Here is a 17292-nt window from a genome sequence, read left to right on the forward strand (position 1 = left end):
TGCGATACTGGCGATCCACTTGCGATCCTGCAGGGCAGTCAGCGTTCGGCCGCCGATTCGCAAAAACCATCTTCGAGCAGAAGGCTCATATCCACGGTCATGTCGCGCTGATGAATAATGCCGAACTCCAGATGCTAGCACTCGGCGATCCGCGGCTGGCGGCGCACGCGACGAGCGCCCTGGCCGCGTGGCTGTGGTCGAGCGACGGCACGCGGGTTCTGTGGGCCAATCCGGTCGGCGCGCGCTTGTTCGGCACGGCCAACAGCACGGCGCTGGCGGGGAAAATATTCGGACCGGCCGATCCGCATCGGCGGCAGATCGCGCGGCTCGCCGGCCGCCTGCTTGCGGGCGGCGCGGTCCGGCTGGAGCGGCTGCAAGGTTTTGGCGCGACGCCCGGCATGCTCGCGACCTGCGGCTGTTCGCGTCTCGATCTGCCCGATGGCAGCCACGGTATTTTGGTTGCCGCCGGCAACATCTCTGGCCGCGCCATGCCGCTGACGGAACGGCTGCAGCGGCTGGTCGAGGGTCTCGCGATGCCAGTCGCGGCGTTTACCCGTGACGGCATCCTGATCGGCACCAGCGATGCGGCGCGTCCCCTGCTCGGCGTTCACAATCTGGTCGAGGCCGGCCTCGACGATGCGCGCCAGGACGCGCTGAAGCAGGGCGCCGTCGCAACCGCGATCGACATCGGCCGCATGGTGCTGCAACGGGTTGGCGCTGGCGCCGACATCGGCCTTGTCGCGCTGATCGTGCCGGACGCCGTGCACGCCGCAGCACCAGAGCCCGTCGCGGCCGCGCAGCCACAAGAAGAGCAGCCGCAAGAAGAAGTGCCTCAACCACTCGAACCGCCGGTGGCGGGAATTGTCGCGAACGATCCCGCACCCGAACCGCAGCAGCCCGCTCCGGGCGAAGCGCCGGCCGCCTTGGCGCTGTTCGACGCCCTCGCAGAGGCGCCGGAAGAACCCGAAACCGAGCCGGTCGCCGCGGCGGCGCCGTCCAGCAGCGAACCATCCGCCGCGTTGCCGCCTGAACCATCGCCTGACGTCGCAGCGGTCGCCGACGAAGCCACGCCCGCATTCGCCGACGCCGCGCCTGAATCATCAGCCGAAAACCTGATAGCGCCGATCGCCGCCGAACCCGTCAAGGCGCCGTCGTGGTTCGAAGAGCGGTCGCCGCATGCGCGGCGGCTTCCGTTGCGCTTCATGTGGCAGATGGATCAGGAAGGCCGCTTCACGCTCGGCGCCGATGAATTCACCCGGCTGATCGGCCCGCACACCACCGCCGGCTTCGGCCGGTTGTGGAGCGAGATCGCGGAAGCCTTCGGGCTCGATCCCGAAGGCCGTGTGACGAAGGCGTTTGCCACGCGCCAGACCTGGAGCGGCATCACGCTGAACTGGCCGGTTGACGGCGGCGCGCGGCTGCCGGTCGAATTGTCGGGCCTGCCGATCTTCGATCGCGCACGGCATTTTGCCGGCTTTCGCGGCTTCGGCGTTTGCCGCGATCTCGACGGCCTGGCACGGCTGGCCGCCTTGCGCCGCTACGAATTCTTCGGTGGAGCACCCGCGCCGATCGCGCCGGAACCGCGCTCGGCTGATATCGTCCAGGCGGGCCCAGCGTCGGATTCGGTCGGCCAAGACTTGACTGCGCAGGAGTTGCCCGCGCAGGGCCCGTCCGTGGAGGACGCGCCTCAAGAAGCGTTGCCGCAAGAAAATTTCAGCGAAAGCTTCAGCGAGCACGTGACCGCGCAGCCGACCGCGGCAGATGACCGACCCGCGGAATTTGTCATCGAGACCAGCGTCGCGTCGCCTCCCGTTACGGAATTGCCCGAGCCAATTGCTTCCGAGACTTCACACCCAACCGATCTGGATGCCGCCGTGGATACCCCAAAGGATACTCTGGCAGAAACGCAGGCGGAAACGCCGAAGAACGTTCTGCCGTTCCGCCCCCCCGGCGACGCCAAGCCGCCATCGCTGACGCCGGTCGAAAACAGCGCCTTCAACGAACTCGCGCGGCAATTGTCGGCGCGGCTCGAGAACGAGAACGGCAATGAGGCCGTCACCGGCCTCGATGAAACCGTGGTCGAGAACGCCGCACCGACGGACGCGTATGCGGCAGTTTCACAGGAAGCCGCGAGCGATGCTCCGGTGCAGCCGGAATGGCTGGCCCCTTCCGAGCCGCCGGCGCGCGGCGAAAGCAGGCGCGACAAGGCACTGCTCGACTTGCTGCCGGTCGGCATTCTGATCTACCGGCTCGATCGGCTGCTCTACGCCAATCCCGCTTTCCTCACGCAGATGGGCTATCCGAGCCTGCATGCGCTGGAAGATGCCGGCGGCCTCGACGCGCTCTATGTCGAGCCCGGCGTCTCCAGCGCGCCCTCGACGTCGGACACCGGCACGCCGGTGATGATCTCCGCGAGCCAGCCGCAACATGCGCAAGAAGACCCGGAAGGGCCCGCATCGACGCCACCGGCGGCGACCGACGCGCGCCTCTACACGATTTCATGGGACGGCGATTCCGCGCTCGCTTTGATCTTCTCGGGCGCGCGCAACGAAGGCGCCGCCGTCGCCGCTGCGATCGCGGAAGCTGTCCCGGTTGCCGAACCGCCAGTTGCCGAACCACTGGTCCCCGAACCGTTGCCGGCGGGCCACGCCGATGCCGAAGAACTCGGCGCCATCCTCGACACCACGGCCGAAGGCATCGTGATGTTCGACGCCGAGGGCAACATCAGCTCCGTCAATCGCAGCGCCGAAGCGCTGTTCGGCTATGACGGCGAGGACCTGGCGCGACGCAATCTGGCGGATCTGTTTGCGCCGGAAAGCCAGCACGAGGTGTTCGACTATCTCGCCAGCATCAAATCCGAAGGCGTCGCCAGCCTGCTCGAGCACGGCCGCGAGACGCTCGGGCGCGAGAGCAAGGGCGGCTTCATTCCGCTGTCGATGACCATGGGACGGACAAAGGCCGACGGTCCGAACTTCTTCGCGGTGTTCCGCGACCTGTCGCAAGCCAAGCAGAGCGAGAACGAGCTGCGCGAAGCGCGCCGGCTGGCCGAGCGCGCCGCCAGCGCCAAGGCCGACGTGCTGGCCCGCATCAGCCATGAGGTGCGCACGCCGCTCAACGCCATCATCGGTTTCTCCGAGGTGATGATCGGCGAACGCTTCGGCGCGCTCGGCAATGAGCGCTATGGCGAATACATGAAGGACATCCGCGCTTCCGGCGAACGGGTGATCTCGATCATCAACGATCTGCTCGATCTGTCGAGGATCGAGACCGGCAAGCTCGATTTGTCGTTCACCAACCAGAATCTCAACGAACTGGTCGAGAGTTGCGTCGCCGTGTTGCAGCCGCAGGCCAACCGCGAACGCATCATCATCCGCACCTCGCTGGCACACACGCTGCCGCCGGTGGTCGCCGACGCGCGCGCGCTGCGCCAGATCACGCTCAACCTGATCGGCAATTCGATTCATCTCGCCAATGCCGGCGGCCAGGTCATCGTTTCCACGGCGTTGTCCGATTTCGGCGAGGTGATGCTGCGGGTCCGCGATACCGGCCACGGCCTCAACGACAATGAAGTCGCCGCCGCCCTGGAGCCGTTCCGCACCCCGGCGCCGTCCGATCAGGCCTCCGAGGGCACCGGCGTCAGCCTGTCGCTGACCAAGGCGCTGGTCGAAGCCAACCGCGCCCGATTCCAGATCAAGACCGGCGCGCGCTCGGGCACGCTGATCGAGGTGGTGTTCTCGCACGCGGCCGCGAAGGTGTGATCGTAATCGTCAGATCTTTGCCAGCATGGCCGTCTTCAGTTTTGCGATGCGTACTTCGTCGCGCTTGTAGAACGTCCATTGCTTGACGCGCTTGGCGCTCACCAACCCCGCTTTCGACAATACTTTCAGATGTTCGCTCACCGTGGGCTGGCTGACCCCAAGCTTCTCGGCAATCAGCACGCCGCAGACCCCGTCCTTGACCAGGTCGCCGTCGACCTGGGCGCGGAAATGCGCCTTCGGGCGCTTCAGCCACTCCAAAATCAAAAGCCGACGGTCGCTCGCGAGCGCACGAAAAGCAGACTCGACGTCATCCTCGAAAGAAGTCATATTGCTAATTAGCTAAATGACTAATTCCTGTCAACGTCGACAAGCCGCGGAGATTCCCATGGGTGAACCTGATGATGCCGTAACGCCGCAAGCTATCGCAGCGTGCGAGAAGATCATCCGGCCCTATATCAGGCGCACGCCCGTGATCGAGACCGATGGCAGCGAGTTCGGGCTGTCGGCCGGCGCAATCGGCCTCAAGCTCGAATTGCTGCAACACTCGGGAGCATTCAAGGCCCGCGGCGCCTTCACCAATCTGTTGACCCGCGAGATACCCAAAGCCGGCGTCGTCGCGGCGTCGGGTGGCAATCATGGCGCTGCCGTCGCCTATGCGGCGATGCGGCTCGGCATACCGGCCAAGATTTTCGTGCCCAGCGTGTCTTCTCCGGCCAAGATCACGCGCATCCGCGAATACGGCGCCGATCTCACCATCGAGGGCGATGGCTATGCGGATGCGCTCGCCGGAAGCGAAGCATGGGCGCAGCAAACCGGCGCGCTGCCGGTTCACGCATTCGACCAGAACGAAACCATCATGGGTCAGGGAACGATCGGCCTGGAGCTCGACCAACAACTTCCCAACATCGACACGGTGCTCGTTGCGGTTGGCGGCGGCGGGCTGGTTGCGGGGATAGCGGCCTGGTACGCCGGCCGCATCAAGGTGATCGGCGTCGAGCCGTTTGCCTCGCCGACGCTGACCAGGGCTTTGGAGGCCGGACATCCCGTCGATGCGGAGGCCGGCGGGCTGGCGGCCGATTCGCTGGCGCCGCGCCGCGTCGGCGAGCGTGTATTCCCGATCGTGCAGAAATACGCGCCGCGCACCGTGCTGGTGACCGACGAGGCGATCGCCGAATCGCAGAAGACGCTGTGGCGGGCCTTGCGCATCGTGGCGGAGCCGGGCGGCGCCGCCGCCTTTTCGGCGATCCTGTCCGGCGCCTATCGGCCGGCCAACGGCGAACGCGTGGCCGTCGTCGTCAGCGGCGGCAACACCGCCGCGGTGAATTTCGACCTCACGCGCTGAGAAGGCGAACTGCGGGTATCTGCCGCTCCCGGATCGCTGCGGCACGGCACAATTTTTGCTCGAATCCAGCTGCCTGAACGCATCCGGACCCGGATCGCCTATTTGTCAGGCAACTGGATTGGCCACTATGCGCTGTCTCGTCGTCGCGGACCTGCATTATTCATTGCCGCAGTTCGACTGGCTGCTCAGCGCTGCACCCCGGTTCGATCTCGTGATCTTTGCCGGCGACGCGCTCGATATCAGCTCGATGGTCGATTTCCGCGCCCAGATCGTCGTCGTGAAGAAGTACCTCTCGCTGCTTTCACGCATCACCCGCGTGATCCTTTGCTCGGGCAATCATGACCTCGACGACCATAGCGCCGAGGGCGAAAAAATCTCGCGCTGGATCGGCGAGGTCCGCGAACTCGGCATCGCCTGCGACGGCGACAGCCTGACCATCGGCGACACGCTCTTCACGGTCTGTCCGTGGTGGGACGGTCCCTTGGTCAAGCAGCGCCTCGAAACGCAGTTGCAGGAGGCCTCGGTGGAGCGGCTGGCGCACTGGATCTGGGTGCATCACGCGCCGCCGGGGAATTCGCCAACCAGCTGGGGCGGCAAGCGGTATTTCGGCGATGTCGATCTCGTGCAGTGGATCGCGCGCCACCAGCCCTCGATGGTGATCTCGGGCCATGTCCACCAGTCGCCCTTCATTTCCGAGGGCTCATGGTTCGACCGGCTCGGCGATACCTGGGTATTCAATACCGGATTGCAGCCTGGCCGGCCGCCCACCTACATCGTGCTCGATCTCGACGAGGCGACCGCGTTCTGGCTTTCGGCGGACCACGCGCAATCGATCGACCTCAAGGCGCCGTTGCAGCGGCCGGCGGCAACGATTCAAACCGCGCCGCCCTGGCTCATATCCTTGGATCAGATTGCCGATCCGAGCCTGGTGAAACCTGTGTCGGCGGAAGGTTGATCATGCTCTGCAGGAGGTCTCCGACCATCGCGAGGTGGTTGCCGTGGCCGGCATATTGCCGCTTGAGATCGGCGAGGTAGGTGTTGGCGACGTTGAGCCGCTGCGCCAGCATCCTCGCGATCATCAGCGACACAGCCGGCTGCTGCCGCAGGAAGGACGCGGCATCGTCGATCTCGTAGATCGCCGAATCCTGCGCCGCACGCACGGTGGCGGTATGCGGCGTGTCGAGCAGCACCGACATTTCGCCGAGCACCGCGCCTGGCTCGACAATGGTGGCAACGATGGTGTCGCCCTTGATGACCTCGAGCCGTCCCTCGATCAGCACATATAGATGCCCGGTGCGGGCGCCCTCATGAAGAACTTCGGTGCCGGCGGCGACGCTCCGCCTCGTACCGCCAATGCAATATTCGAGAATGTCGCGCATCGGCTTACCTCCGCTAAGGCCGAGATTAGGCACGGAGCGTGCCAAGGTCGAACAGATATTTTGGAATGCTTCTAAACTAAAATCTGGAATCGCTCTAAAAGAATGCAGTCGCGACATCGCGGCGCTTCGTGCGCGCTATCCGCTGGGCTAGTGAAACCGGCATCATCCTCGTGCCTGCCGGAGCAGCCCTCATGATTAAATTTCGCGTCTTCGCCGCATCAGCGGCGTTGCTTGGTCTGGCTTCGTCGGCCATCACCACGGCTTCCGCCGATAACGGCGAAGTCAACGTCTATACCTATCGCGAAACCAAGCTGGTCCAGCCGCTGTTCGATGCCTTTACCAAGGACACCGGCATCAAGGTCAACGTCGTCTCGGCCAGTTCGGGGCTCGAGCAGCGCATGAAGGCTGAGGGCGCCAACAGCCCGGCCGACGTGCTGCTGACGGTCGATATCGGCCGCATGGACGAGGCCGTGAAGGCCGACGTGACCCAGCCGATCAAGTCGGAGGCGCTCGACAAGGTCGTGCCGGCGCAATACCGCGATCCCGACGGACACTGGGCCGGCATCTCGATGCGCGCGCGCGTGATTTACGCCTCGAAGGATCGCGTCAAGCAGGACGCCATCACCTATGAAGAGCTCGCCGATCCCAAGTGGAAGGGCAAGATCTGCATCCGCTCCGGCCAGCACATCTACAACAACGGACTGTTCGCGGCCTACACCGCGAAGTACGGCGAGGCCAAAGCCGAGGAATGGCTGCGCGGCGTCAAGGCCAATCTGGCGCAGAAGCCGTCGGGCGGAGATCGCGAGGCCGCGCGCGACGTCGCCGCCGGCAAGTGCGATATCGGCATCGGCAACACCTATTACTGGGCGCTGATGATGAACAACGATCCGGAAAAGAAGCCGTGGGCGGAAGCCACCAAGGTGATCCTGCCGACGTTTGCGGGCGGCGGCACCCACGTCAATCTGTCCGGCGTGCTGCTGGCCAAGCACGCGCCGAACAAGGCCAACGGCGTCAAGCTGATCGAATGGCTCGCCGGTGAAAAGGCGCAGCAGATGTATGCCGACCAGAACTACGAATATCCGGTGCGCGCCGGCGTCGCCATCAACCCGACGATTGCGGGTTATGGCAAGCTCAACGCCGATACCCTGCCGATCGCCAAGGTCGCCGCCAACCGCAAGGCGGCCGCGACGCTGGTAGACAAGGTCGGCTTTGATAATTGATGCTTTGACGACTGATTGTGCCGTGATGCCCGGACTTGCTCCGCCCTGTTCCCTCCCCCCTTGCGGGGGAGGGTTAGGGAGAGGGGCGGCGGCAACGGCGGTGGGTGTGGCTTACCCCTCTCCCCCGCCCTCCCCCGCAAGGGGGGAGGGAGTAGACCTCGGCAGGTCGAACTACCGGTACCTCTCGCCTGAGAAATTTTTTACGTGAACCCATCCGCGCACGCCGGACGGATCTCGGCGGCCATCGCTGTCATGACCGCGATCATGGTCGCTGCGCCCGTGATCGCGGTCATCGCGCTGGCGATGAACCCCGCGCCCGATCTGTGGCGCGATCTGATCGCCTATGTGTTGCCGCGGGCGATGCTCGACACCGCGCTGTTGCTGTTCGGCGTCGGCGCGCTGGCGCTTGTGATCGGCGCCGGCACCGCGTGGCTGATTTCGCTGCATGACTTTCCCGGCCGCGCGCTGTTGTTGTGGCTGATGCCGCTGCCGCTGGCGATTCCGACCTACATCGCCGCCTATGTCTATGCCGACCTGTTCGAGCCACTCGGCCTGGTTCATCGCATGCTCGCGATCTGGTTTCCGCTGCGCGACACGGTGGCCGTCCTGCCCAATCTGCGTTCGATGCCGGGCGCGATCATCGTCATCGGCCTCGTGCTCTACCCTTACGTCTATCTCTCGGCGCGGACGATGTTTCAGTTCCAGAGCGCCGAATTCGCCGAGGCCGCGCGAACGCTCGGCGCCAGCCGCCTGCAGATATTCTTCCGCGTCTCGCTTCCGATGGCACGGCCGGCGCTGGCGGTCGGCGTCGCGCTGGTGTCGCTGGAAACGTTGAACGACATCGGCGCCAGCGAATATCTCGGCGTCCGTACGCTGACTGTGTCGATCTTCACGACCTGGCTCAACCGCGGCAGCCTCGCCGGCGCGGCGCAATTGTCCTGCTTCATGCTGGCGATCGTCGCCGGCCTGATCGCGATCGAACGCTATGGCCGCCGCAATGTCGCGACCGGGTTTTCCGCCGAGAGCCCGCGGCTGACGCCGCGCACGCGATTGCACGGCAGGCGGGGCTGGTGGACGTTTGCCGCCTGCCTCACGCCGGTGCTGCTCGGCTTCATCGTGCCGGTGCTGTTTCTGCTGCAGCAGAGTTTCAAGCGCGGGCTCTTGACCAATTTCGACATGACGCTGGGGCGCGATGCCTTCAATTCGGTGGCGTTCGCAACGCTGGCGACACTGATCGCGCTCTTCCTCGGCTTCGCCACCATCCTGGCCTGGCGCTGGCGCCCGGATCCGGTGCGCCTCGTTGCGATGAGCATCTCGCAAACCGGCTACGCCCTGCCCGGCCTGGTTCTCGCGCTGGGCTTGCTGACCCCGGTGCTCGCGATCGACAATGGCCTGAGCGCGCTCGGCGGATGGCTCGGAGGTTCACTGCCGGGACTGTTCCTGGTCGGCTCGGGTGCAGCCGTCGTGATCGCCTATGTGATCCGCTTCCTGGCGGTGCCGACCGGACTGATCAAGGCAGGCTTCGAGCGAATCCCGCACGACTACGACGACAGCGCGCGCGCCGCCGGCGCAAGGCAATCAACCACGATGCGGCTGATCCATCTGCCGCTGCTGCGGCCGGCGATGCTGGGCGCCGTCATCATCGTGTTCGTGGACTGCCTGAAGGAATTGCCGGCAACATTGCTGCTGCGGCCGCTCAACGTCGAGACGCTGGCGACCTCGATCTACCAGTTCGCCAGCCGCGGCAGTTTTGAAGACGGCGCGCTCGCAGCATTGCTGATCGTCGCCGCCAGCATCGGCCCGGTGGCGTGGCTGACGCGGTTCTCCGACGTGCCGTCAGGCCCGGCGTAGCGCGAACAACACCCGTCGTCCCGGACAAGCGAGCACAGCGAGCGCCGATCTCAGATGCGCAATTGCGCATCGGGGGACCCATACGCCGCGGCCCTCGGCAAGCACGCCGGCGTCAGCGACCTTTGCTAATAACACCCGCCGCGGCGTATGGGTCCCGGGTCAAGCCCGGGACGACGAACCGCGAGTCGCGCCTTACGCGTTCTTCAGTGCGACGCGGAATTCGGCTTCGGTCTTGGCCTTGACCTCGTCCAGCGTGACGCCGTCGGCGAGTTCGATCAGCGCCATGCCGTCCTTGCCGTGCTTGTCGATGGTGAACACAGCCAGATCCGTCACCACCATGTCGACGACCTTCTCGCCGGTCAGCGGCAGGTTGCAGGTCTTCAGGAGTTTCGGGCCGTCCTTGGCGGAATGCTCCATGACAACGACGACGCGCTTGACGCCGGCGACGAGGTCCATCGCGCCGCCCATGCCCTTGACCATCTTGCCGGGGATCATCCAGTTGGCGAGGTCGCCGTTCTGCGCCACCTGCATTGCGCCGAGGATCGACAGATCGATATGCCCGCCGCGCACCATACCGAAGGATTCGGCTGACGAGAAATAGCTGGTCGACGGCAGTTCGCTCACCGTCTGCTTGCCGGCGTTGATGAGATCGGCGTCTTCCTCGCCCTCATAGGGGAACGGGCCCATACCGAGCATGCCGTTCTCGCTCTGCAGGCTGACGTCGATGCCGTCGGGGATGTAGTTCGAGACCAGCGTCGGAATGCCGATGCCGAGATTGACGTAATAACCGTCGCGCAACTCTTTGGCGGCGCGAGCGGCCATCTGTTCACGGGTCCAGGCCATAGTGCTTTCCTGCTTCCTGTTGAGTTACGCGGCGGGCCGCGGACGGGTGTTGCGGAACTCGATCCGCTTCTTGCCGGTGCCGACGTCGATGATGCGTTTGACGAAAATGCCGGGCGTGTGGATGTGATCGGGGTCGATCTCGCCGGCCGGCACCAGATGCTCGACCTCGGCGATGGTGACCTTGGCAGCGGTTGCCATCATCGGGTTAAAATTGCGCGCGGTCTTGCGATAGACCAGGTTCCCGGCGGTATCGCCCTTCCAGGCGTGGACGATGGCGAGGTCGGCGAACAGCCCGCGCTCCATGATGTATTTCTCGCCGTCGAATTCCTTCACTTCCTTGCCTTCGGCGATCAGGGTGCCGACGCCGGTCTTGGTGAAGAAGGCCGGGATACCGGCGCCGCCGGCGCGGATGCGCTCGGCCAGCGTGCCCTGCGGATTGAATTCGAGTTCCAGTTCGCCGGCGAGGTATTGCTGGGCGAACAGCTTGTTCTCGCCGACATAGGACGAGATCATCTTCTTGATCTGCCGCGTCTCCAGCAGCCGGCTCAGCCCGATGCCGTCGACCCCGGCATTGTTGGAGATGACGGTGAGGCCCTTCACGCCGGATTCGCGGATCGCGTCCGACAGGGTCTCGGCGATGCCGCAAAGACCGAAACCACCCGACATGATCATCATGCCGTCCTTGAGAACGCCATCGAGTGCCGATTTGGCGTCGGGGTAAACCTTGTTCATGGATGTCTGACCTGATGGAGGAAACGGCTCAAGGCCGGCATAATCAGGGGATTATTAGGCGAAATCTTCGCACTGCGTCAATGCGCGCGCTTTTGGACCACCGGCGGCGGTTCACAACGCCAGGATGGCCTTGAAAGCGTCAAGAAAACCCTTCAGGTTGTGTGGGTTGGCAAGGGCTGAAAGCTAGACGCGGCCGCCCCGGACAACCAAACCCTCGACCTCAACCCGACCTGGATATGTCTTTGACGATGGCCCAAGGAATGAAGCGCCTGGGGATGCCGATTGCGGCGTTTCTCGGCTTGGCTTTGATTGGCCTGATCGGGACCTCCTGGTTCCTCAACCGGGACGCGTTGCGCCAGGCGGTCGAAGCGCAGATTCGCGCCGTCACCGGGCTCGATCTGGTCGTCTCGGGTGCGATCGACGTCTCGGTATTTCCCGGCAGCTATGTCTCGTTTCACAATGTCAGACTGAAGGGCGGTGCCACCGTCGACCCGGCGCTGCAGGTCGACGTGCTGACGGCCAATCTGCGCTTGCTGCCGCTGTTGCTGCGGCGGTTCGAGATCGCCGACGTCATGATGCTGCGGCCGCATATCCGCGTCGTCAGGAACGGCCATGGCGAGAGCAACTGGACGCCGTTCGTCGAGACCATCGCGCGCGCCATGAAGCCGGGCGCCGAGAATCAGGTGTCGTTCTCCGAGATCCGGATCCAGGACGGCGTGCTCAACTATGAAGACGCCACCAGCCAGGCCTCCGAGGCGCTAAGCGATATCGACCTGTCGCTGGCCTGGCCGTCGATCTCGCGTTCGTTCGCCGCCACCGGACAGTTCGATTGGCGCGGCGAGCGCGTCGACGGCTCGGTCAGCGCCAGCGATTTCCTCGCGCTGCTGTCGGGAGATCGCTCCGGCGTGAAGGCGCGGCTGGTCAGCGCACCGCTGAAACTGGCATTCGATGGCGCACTCGCCAACCGCACCAGCCTGATGATGGAAGGCACGGTGACGATCGACAGCCCGTCCCTGCGCAACGCGTTGCGCTGGATGGGACAGACGCCGCCCGGCGGCGGCTTCGGCCGCTTCGCGCTGAAGGCCCGCGCCAATGTCGTCGGCGCTTCCGTTGCGCTGACCAATGTGAATGTCGAACTCGACGGCAACGTCGCCGAAGGCGTGATGACCTTCGCCAATAACGGCCGGCAGACGCTGCAGGCGACGCTGGCCGCCGGGGCGCTGGATTTCACGCCCTACATCTCGACCTTCCGCCTGCTGGCGAGCGGCGCGCGCGACTGGAATCGGCAATTGTTCGACCTGAACTCTTTGTCGACCACCGATCTCGACATGCGGCTGTCGGCCGCCAGGGTGACGGTCGGTTCGACCAAGCTCGGCCGCACCGCCTTCGGCGCCAATCTGCGCGGCGGCGCGCTCGCGCTCTCGGTCGCCGAGGCGCAGATGTATGGCGGCATCGCCAAGGGCACGTTCGGTGTCGCGCGCTCGGACGCGGTGGCCGACGTCAAGGCCCAGTTCCAGTTCACCGATGTCGACCTGCACGCCTGCGCATCCGAATTGTTCGGCATCAACAAACTCTCCGGCCGCGGCAATCTCAATGTCTCGCTGGTGGCCTCGGGCTCCAGCCCGTTCGGGCTCGTCACCTCGCTCGACGGCACCGCGACCCTGAACGGCCGTGACGGCGCGATCTCCGGCTTCAATGTCGAACAGCTGTTGAAGCGGCTGGAGCGGCGGCCGCTGTCCGGCAGCGGCAATTTCCGCAACGGCTCGACGCCCTTCGATACGCTCAACGTGGAGGTAAAATTCAACGACGGCATCGCGACCGCCGAAGACGTCCGCGTCGAGGGTCCCACGACGCGGCTCACGCTGACCGGCACGGCCTCGGTGCCGGCGCGCGAATACGATCTGAAGGGCGTCGCCAGTCTGACGTCTGCACCCAACGCGCCGCCCGGCTTCGACCTGCCGTTCGTGGTGCAGGGACCCTGGGACGATCCATTGGTGTTTCCCGATCCCGAAAGCCTGATCCGCCGCTCGCCGGGTGCCGCCCCGCTGCTGGATGCGGTAAAGGATCGCAAGACCCGCGACGCCGTTCGCTCGGTGATCGAGCGGATCACCGGCGGCGGCCCAAGGCCGGCGGCACCGGCGGCGGCAGAAGGTGCCACGAAGCCGAACTGACGATGGCGGGACGACAGTCCTGTTCACGATGACGCTTGCGACCTGGCTCGGACGGGCACCGATGCCGGCTGGTCTCTGGAATAACGGAACATTAACCATACGAGCCCATGATTTGAGCCGAATTCAGGTGGGCAAGCGCGCGCGAGCCATTGCTGGTTTGTCACCGCGATGGCTCTTTTGTTTTGCTGACCGGCGATGGGCTGAGACGTAGGGAACGCAGGTGACCGAAGCACCCGGCAGGGAAACGCAAGGAGACAAACAGCCCGAGGGGGCACCGCGGGTGGCCTCAAGCCCGGTGCCGGTGTTAGCTGTCTCGCTGGCTGCCATGGCCGTCATTGGTGCCGCCACCGCCAATTCCTTGCCGAGTTTCGGCGGCTTCTCACTGCCGGTTTTCAATCAGTTCTCTTTGCCGAGCGTCGATCGGTTGTCCTTGCCGGACTTCAGCCGCTTCTCCCCGCCAAATTACAATCGCGTCGCTGCATCTCCTCCGCCTGTCCCGGCTCCGGTCCTCGTACCGGATCCGGTTGTCAGGGCGGGACTGCGGGACATTCAGACGTCGCAGGAGCAAAACGCCGATGTGTTGATGTCGCTGATCCAGAGCTCCGCAGCCCAACAGGCGGATTTGAAAAGAATAACCCGTCAACTCTCGCTGCTGACGGCGCAGGTGAGCTCCCTGCAGAATCAGGCGCCGCCGCTGACGACTTCCAGCATCGCACCGTTGACGACCTCCAGCATCCCACGTCCAAATCCTCGCACGCGGGTCATCCAGGCGTCGAGAAAAGTACTCCCTCCAGTTCTTCCTCCGACCCCTCCGCCACTTTCCAGGCCTGTCGGCCCCTTTTCGGTAGGGGGCGCTCCGCTCAGTCCGGCACCCGGCTCGGGCGCAAGCTAGCACCCAACGGAAAACGCCTCCGTCATCTCCTCGAACCGATCTTGGGAGCAAAGCAGGAATCCGGCAAAGATCGTGATGTCTGCTTTTGGCACTTTTCAGAACTAGCCGATCTGACGAGTGAAGTCCGTTGTTAGGGGAAGATCGGAACTCGCCGACCCGGACGTCAGCTTCCGCCGAATGACTCAGAGCGGACATCAGCCTCCAGCACACATTGCTTTCTTTCGGTTGGCGTGTAGAACGGCACTCGGGTGCTCGCTGCATGTGGCAGTGACAGGTCAAGCGATGGTCGGGCCGCCACGCGGAAAGCGCGCACCCGATGCATCCCCGACGTTCAGCCGAAGAAATCCTCCGTGCCCAATCCCTCACCGGGCAGGCCACGAATGTGCCCCTGCTGCTTGTTGCAGCCGCGGTGGCTCTCCCAGCCGTCCTGATCGCAGATCCCGTCGCGGCAGCATCCACAACTGGCCCGTATTCGGCTCAGCCCGTCTTCCTGTTCGGCATTCCGGTTGATTTCATTCTGTTCGGCCTGACACTGCTGGGTGTAGCGGTGTTTCACAACAAGACGCTTGAGGTGGCGTTGACCGGGCTCGTGGCCGTCACACTTTACAAGCTCCTGTTTACCGGCTTCCGGCAAGGCGAGAGCCTGACCGGCCTGATGCTCCAGCTCCACCACGAATGGGTGATCCTCGCCAATCTGTTTTTGCTGCTGATGGGTTTCGCCATCCTGTCGCGGCATTTCGAGAACAGTCGAATCCCCGACGCGATGCCGGCGTTGCTGCCAAACGGTTGGAGCGGCTGCCTGGTTCTGCTTGCTACTGTATTCGTGATGTCGGGCTTCCTCGACAATATTGCCGCGGCCCTGATCGGCGGCACGATGGCGCGGCACTTGTTCAAGGGCAAACTACATATCGGTTACCTTGCCGCCATCGTTGCGGCCGCCAATGCCGGCGGCGCCGGCAGCGTGGTCGGTGATACCACCACCACCATGATGTGGATCGACGGCATCAGCCCGCTGCGCGTCGTCGAAGCCTACGTCGCAGCCGTCGCCGGCTTCCTGATCTACGGGATACCGGCTTCGCTGGCACAACACCGCCATTCCCCAATAGAGAAGGATGCGCAGCGTCGCCTGCACATCGATTGGACTTATGCGGGCGTTGTCGGTGCAATCCTGACCATCGCCGTTTTGGCCAACGTCATCGCCAACCTGAAGTTTCCGGCGGTGCTCGATGTTATCCCCGTGATCGGACTTGCGGTTTGGATCGTCATTCTCGCGGCCGCGCCGCTGCGTCGGCCGGATTGGGCGATCTTGCCGGAAACGTTCAAGGGAACGGTCTTCCTCCTGGCCCTTGTCACCAACGCGTCCTTTATGCCGGTCGAGGAATTGCCTGTCGCCTCGTGGCAAACGGCGCTGGGGCTCGGCTTCCTGTCTTCCGTGTTCGACAACATTCCGCTGACGGCGCTCGCACTCAAGCAGGGCGGCTACGACTGGGGTTTCCTTGCATATGCCGTAGGCTTCGGCGGTTCGATGATCTGGTTCGGCTCGTCTGCGGGCGTCGCGATCTCCAATATGTATCCGGAGGCCAAGTCGGTCGGCTTGTGGCTGCGCCACGGCTGGTATGTCGCGGTAGCGTACATTGTGGGCTTCTTCGTTATGTTCGCCATTGTTGGTTGGAATCCTGACCCTCCACACAAAAAGCGTGCTGCGCTAGATGTGAACTATCAACTGGGCGTGGCTGGCCACCTGTAAAGCGAGCCTGGCGCGGATGGAACGTCGGCAATTGGCCCTTGGCGAAAGGGGTCGACGGGATAGCCGATGTCAGCTTCCCTGAACGGTCATACGATATTGAGTTCGACCTGCGTTCTCAGCTGCCAATCTGTTCCCATAGGGCTGGAAGGGTACTGTCCGTACTTGACCCCTAGTGTCCTAAGTTCATGATGATAGGGTGTCGTAGTTCGCAGTATGACCGGTGAGGACACAATGGGATGGTTTGACCGGCTGTTTGGAAGAGCCTCGGGGCCTACCAGTCGACTCTTTGCCAGATTCAGAAGGAAATCACAGGCACCGACTGATCCTGATCTTCTGAAGATTGCCAAGGACCGAAAAGGGCATATCTCACGGAGAGCTGTGAGAGATGAGTATAATCGGCTGGTTTTGGAGAAGTACGCGCAAGACAAGGATTGATTTGCCGTGTGCGGCCTCTTTCTTGGGACCGGAATATTTTCAATCGCTCATGCGCTGATATTGCGCGCTGATATTGCGGGGTCGGGGCCGCCGCCCCAGTTGGGTGTGAGTCAAACAGCGAGAGGGGCGATTAACAACGCTGTTAACCCCCCTTGTGATTGTGCATCAAAAGGGCCGCATTCGCGCGACCCTCGCCGGTCAAATTCAAATTCGTTCGGGATGAAAAGCGCCCCGGCCAGAGCAATATAAAGATCTTCCCCAAATTCTGTGGAGTCAGGAAAAGCCCGGCACTTCAAACAGGCAGTGGCTTACCCAAGCTCAAGCTCGGGCGCGTCCGGACCTCACGCCACGCCTGAATTGCGTCCGTAGTCCAGGGTAAAGCCGACGCCGGGTGATCGCTTGAACTTATGGGTTCACCCCGCAATCTGCCTGCGCCTTGAGAACTGCGTCGCGGCGCGCGCAATAGCAATCTGCAAGCCAAGGCGCGACAAATCAACCCGACGGCCGCGCCCGGCGTAGCCTTGGCGAAGCCGGGGCAAATCAGTTCTGCTTTACAGAAATCATGTCAAGTAGAAAATTTCTGTAAATCAAAAATATTTCTGTTGTCGGCCGACCCAAATCAGTGCGCATCTATCGCCATCCCGTCCCACTCAGAGGGCGTCGGCCGTCGTCACGGACGTTGGGCGGGTTGCGGTGGACGCTTGTTTGCGCTGAGACGACGGCGCGGACTAAGCGTACGGCAAAACCGTGTGGTCCTGGCGCCCGTTGCAGGTGTCAAGCTGTCGGGTAGGCGAGAGCTGAACCGGCGGTGACGGAGTCAACCAAGAACTCGTCTCCGGGGAGATCACGGCATAAGCCGTAAAGCCATTGCGCAGGGAAGGCCGGGTGTTCTCCGCTGCCCTGTATGCTCGTGTGCAGCTTT

General features: G+C 63.7%; 12 protein-coding genes. 8 read left to right on the forward strand and 4 right to left on the reverse strand.

Going from position 1 to position 17292, the window contains the following annotated elements; all coding sequences use genetic code 11:
• Window positions 1-110 precede the first annotated feature (110 nt).
• Complete coding sequence (locus JQ558_RS20730) at window positions 111-3758, forward strand: PAS domain-containing sensor histidine kinase (RefSeq protein WP_212294727.1); 3648 nt, start codon at window positions 111-113, stop codon at window positions 3756-3758.
• 9 nt (window positions 3759-3767) lie between these two features.
• On the opposite strand, the gene JQ558_RS20735 is transcribed toward JQ558_RS20730, so the two are convergent.
• Entirely contained in the window at window positions 3768-4085 is a 318-nt protein-coding gene (locus JQ558_RS20735) for a helix-turn-helix transcriptional regulator (RefSeq protein WP_212207676.1), read from the reverse strand.
• Window positions 4086-4143: 58 nt separating this feature from the next.
• On the opposite strand from JQ558_RS20735, the gene JQ558_RS20740 reads away from it, so the two are divergent.
• Window positions 4144-5100: a threonine/serine dehydratase gene (locus JQ558_RS20740; RefSeq protein WP_212294729.1), complete on the forward strand. Its 957-nt coding sequence runs from the start codon at window positions 4144-4146 to the stop codon at window positions 5098-5100.
• A gap of 127 nt (window positions 5101-5227) precedes the next feature.
• Window positions 5228-6055, forward strand: coding sequence for a metallophosphoesterase (locus tag JQ558_RS20745; protein WP_212294731.1), 828 nt, complete (start codon window positions 5228-5230; stop codon window positions 6053-6055).
• Here JQ558_RS20745 and JQ558_RS20750 read toward each other — a convergent pair.
• Window positions 5994-6479, reverse strand: coding sequence for a Crp/Fnr family transcriptional regulator (locus tag JQ558_RS20750; RefSeq protein ID WP_212207673.1), 486 nt, complete (start codon window positions 6477-6479; stop codon window positions 5994-5996). The two genes, JQ558_RS20745 and JQ558_RS20750, sit on opposite strands and share 62 nt — an antisense overlap.
• A 191-nt stretch (window positions 6480-6670) precedes the next feature.
• On the opposite strand from JQ558_RS20750, the gene JQ558_RS20755 reads away from it, so the two are divergent.
• Together JQ558_RS20755 and JQ558_RS20760 are read left to right on the forward strand one after the other, a co-directional pair.
• On the forward strand, window positions 6671-7699 hold the full coding sequence (locus JQ558_RS20755) for a Fe(3+) ABC transporter substrate-binding protein (RefSeq protein ID WP_212207672.1): 1029 nt from the start codon (window positions 6671-6673) through the stop codon (window positions 7697-7699).
• Window positions 7700-7951: 252 nt separating this feature from the next.
• On the forward strand, window positions 7952-9550 hold the full coding sequence (locus JQ558_RS20760) for an iron ABC transporter permease (RefSeq protein ID WP_212294754.1): 1599 nt from the start codon (window positions 7952-7954) through the stop codon (window positions 9548-9550).
• A 192-nt stretch (window positions 9551-9742) separates the two neighbouring features.
• Here JQ558_RS20760 and JQ558_RS20765 read toward each other — a convergent pair whose 3' ends face one another.
• Together JQ558_RS20765 and JQ558_RS20770 are read right to left on the reverse strand one after the other, a co-directional pair.
• Window positions 9743-10393 (reverse strand): 3-oxoacid CoA-transferase subunit B, encoded by a 651-nt coding sequence (locus JQ558_RS20765; protein WP_212032632.1) that lies wholly within the window; start codon window positions 10391-10393, stop codon window positions 9743-9745.
• A gap of 24 nt (window positions 10394-10417) precedes the next feature.
• Window positions 10418-11125, reverse strand: coding sequence for a CoA transferase subunit A (locus JQ558_RS20770; protein WP_212294733.1), 708 nt, complete (start codon window positions 11123-11125; stop codon window positions 10418-10420).
• 248 nt (window positions 11126-11373) lie between these two features.
• Here JQ558_RS20770 and JQ558_RS20775 point away from each other — a divergent pair, with 248 nt between their 5' ends.
• From JQ558_RS20775 to JQ558_RS20785, 3 genes are all read left to right on the forward strand, one after another.
• Complete coding sequence (locus JQ558_RS20775) at window positions 11374-13296, forward strand: AsmA family protein (protein WP_212207670.1); 1923 nt, start codon at window positions 11374-11376, stop codon at window positions 13294-13296.
• Between the two features lie 220 nt (window positions 13297-13516).
• Window positions 13517-14188, forward strand: a complete 672-nt coding sequence (locus JQ558_RS20780; RefSeq protein WP_212294735.1) for a hypothetical protein — start codon at window positions 13517-13519, stop codon at window positions 14186-14188.
• Window positions 14189-14504: 316 nt separating this feature from the next.
• A complete protein-coding gene (locus tag JQ558_RS20785; protein WP_249142554.1) occupies window positions 14505-15935 on the forward strand; it encodes a citrate transporter in 1431 nt (476 codons plus the stop codon).
• Window positions 15936-17292: the final 1357 nt, after the last annotated feature.

Source organism: Bradyrhizobium sp. AUGA SZCCT0160 (genome assembly GCF_018130105.1).
GTDB lineage: Bacteria > Pseudomonadota > Alphaproteobacteria > Rhizobiales > Xanthobacteraceae > Bradyrhizobium.

What these genes read in the sequence shown, in the direction of transcription:
- JQ558_RS20730 (WP_212294727.1), top strand. Translation starts at nt 111, where the DNA reads ATGAATAATGCCGAACTCCAGATGCTAGCACTCGGCGATCCGCGGCTG.
- JQ558_RS20735 (WP_212207676.1), bottom strand. Translation starts at nt 4,085, where the DNA reads ATGACTTCTTTCGAGGATGACGTCGAGTCTGCTTTTCGTGCGCTCGCG.
- JQ558_RS20740 (WP_212294729.1), top strand. Translation starts at nt 4,144, where the DNA reads ATGGGTGAACCTGATGATGCCGTAACGCCGCAAGCTATCGCAGCGTGC.
- JQ558_RS20745 (WP_212294731.1), top strand. Translation starts at nt 5,228, where the DNA reads ATGCGCTGTCTCGTCGTCGCGGACCTGCATTATTCATTGCCGCAGTTC.
- JQ558_RS20750 (WP_212207673.1), bottom strand. Translation starts at nt 6,479, where the DNA reads ATGCGCGACATTCTCGAATATTGCATTGGCGGTACGAGGCGGAGCGTC.
- JQ558_RS20755 (WP_212207672.1), top strand. Translation starts at nt 6,671, where the DNA reads ATGATTAAATTTCGCGTCTTCGCCGCATCAGCGGCGTTGCTTGGTCTG.
- JQ558_RS20760 (WP_212294754.1), top strand. Translation starts at nt 7,952, where the DNA reads ATGACCGCGATCATGGTCGCTGCGCCCGTGATCGCGGTCATCGCGCTG.
- JQ558_RS20765 (WP_212032632.1), bottom strand. Translation starts at nt 10,393, where the DNA reads ATGGCCTGGACCCGTGAACAGATGGCCGCTCGCGCCGCCAAAGAGTTG.
- JQ558_RS20770 (WP_212294733.1), bottom strand. Translation starts at nt 11,125, where the DNA reads ATGAACAAGGTTTACCCCGACGCCAAATCGGCACTCGATGGCGTTCTC.
- JQ558_RS20775 (WP_212207670.1), top strand. Translation starts at nt 11,374, where the DNA reads ATGGCCCAAGGAATGAAGCGCCTGGGGATGCCGATTGCGGCGTTTCTC.
- JQ558_RS20785 (WP_249142554.1), top strand. Translation starts at nt 14,505, where the DNA reads ATGCATCCCCGACGTTCAGCCGAAGAAATCCTCCGTGCCCAATCCCTC.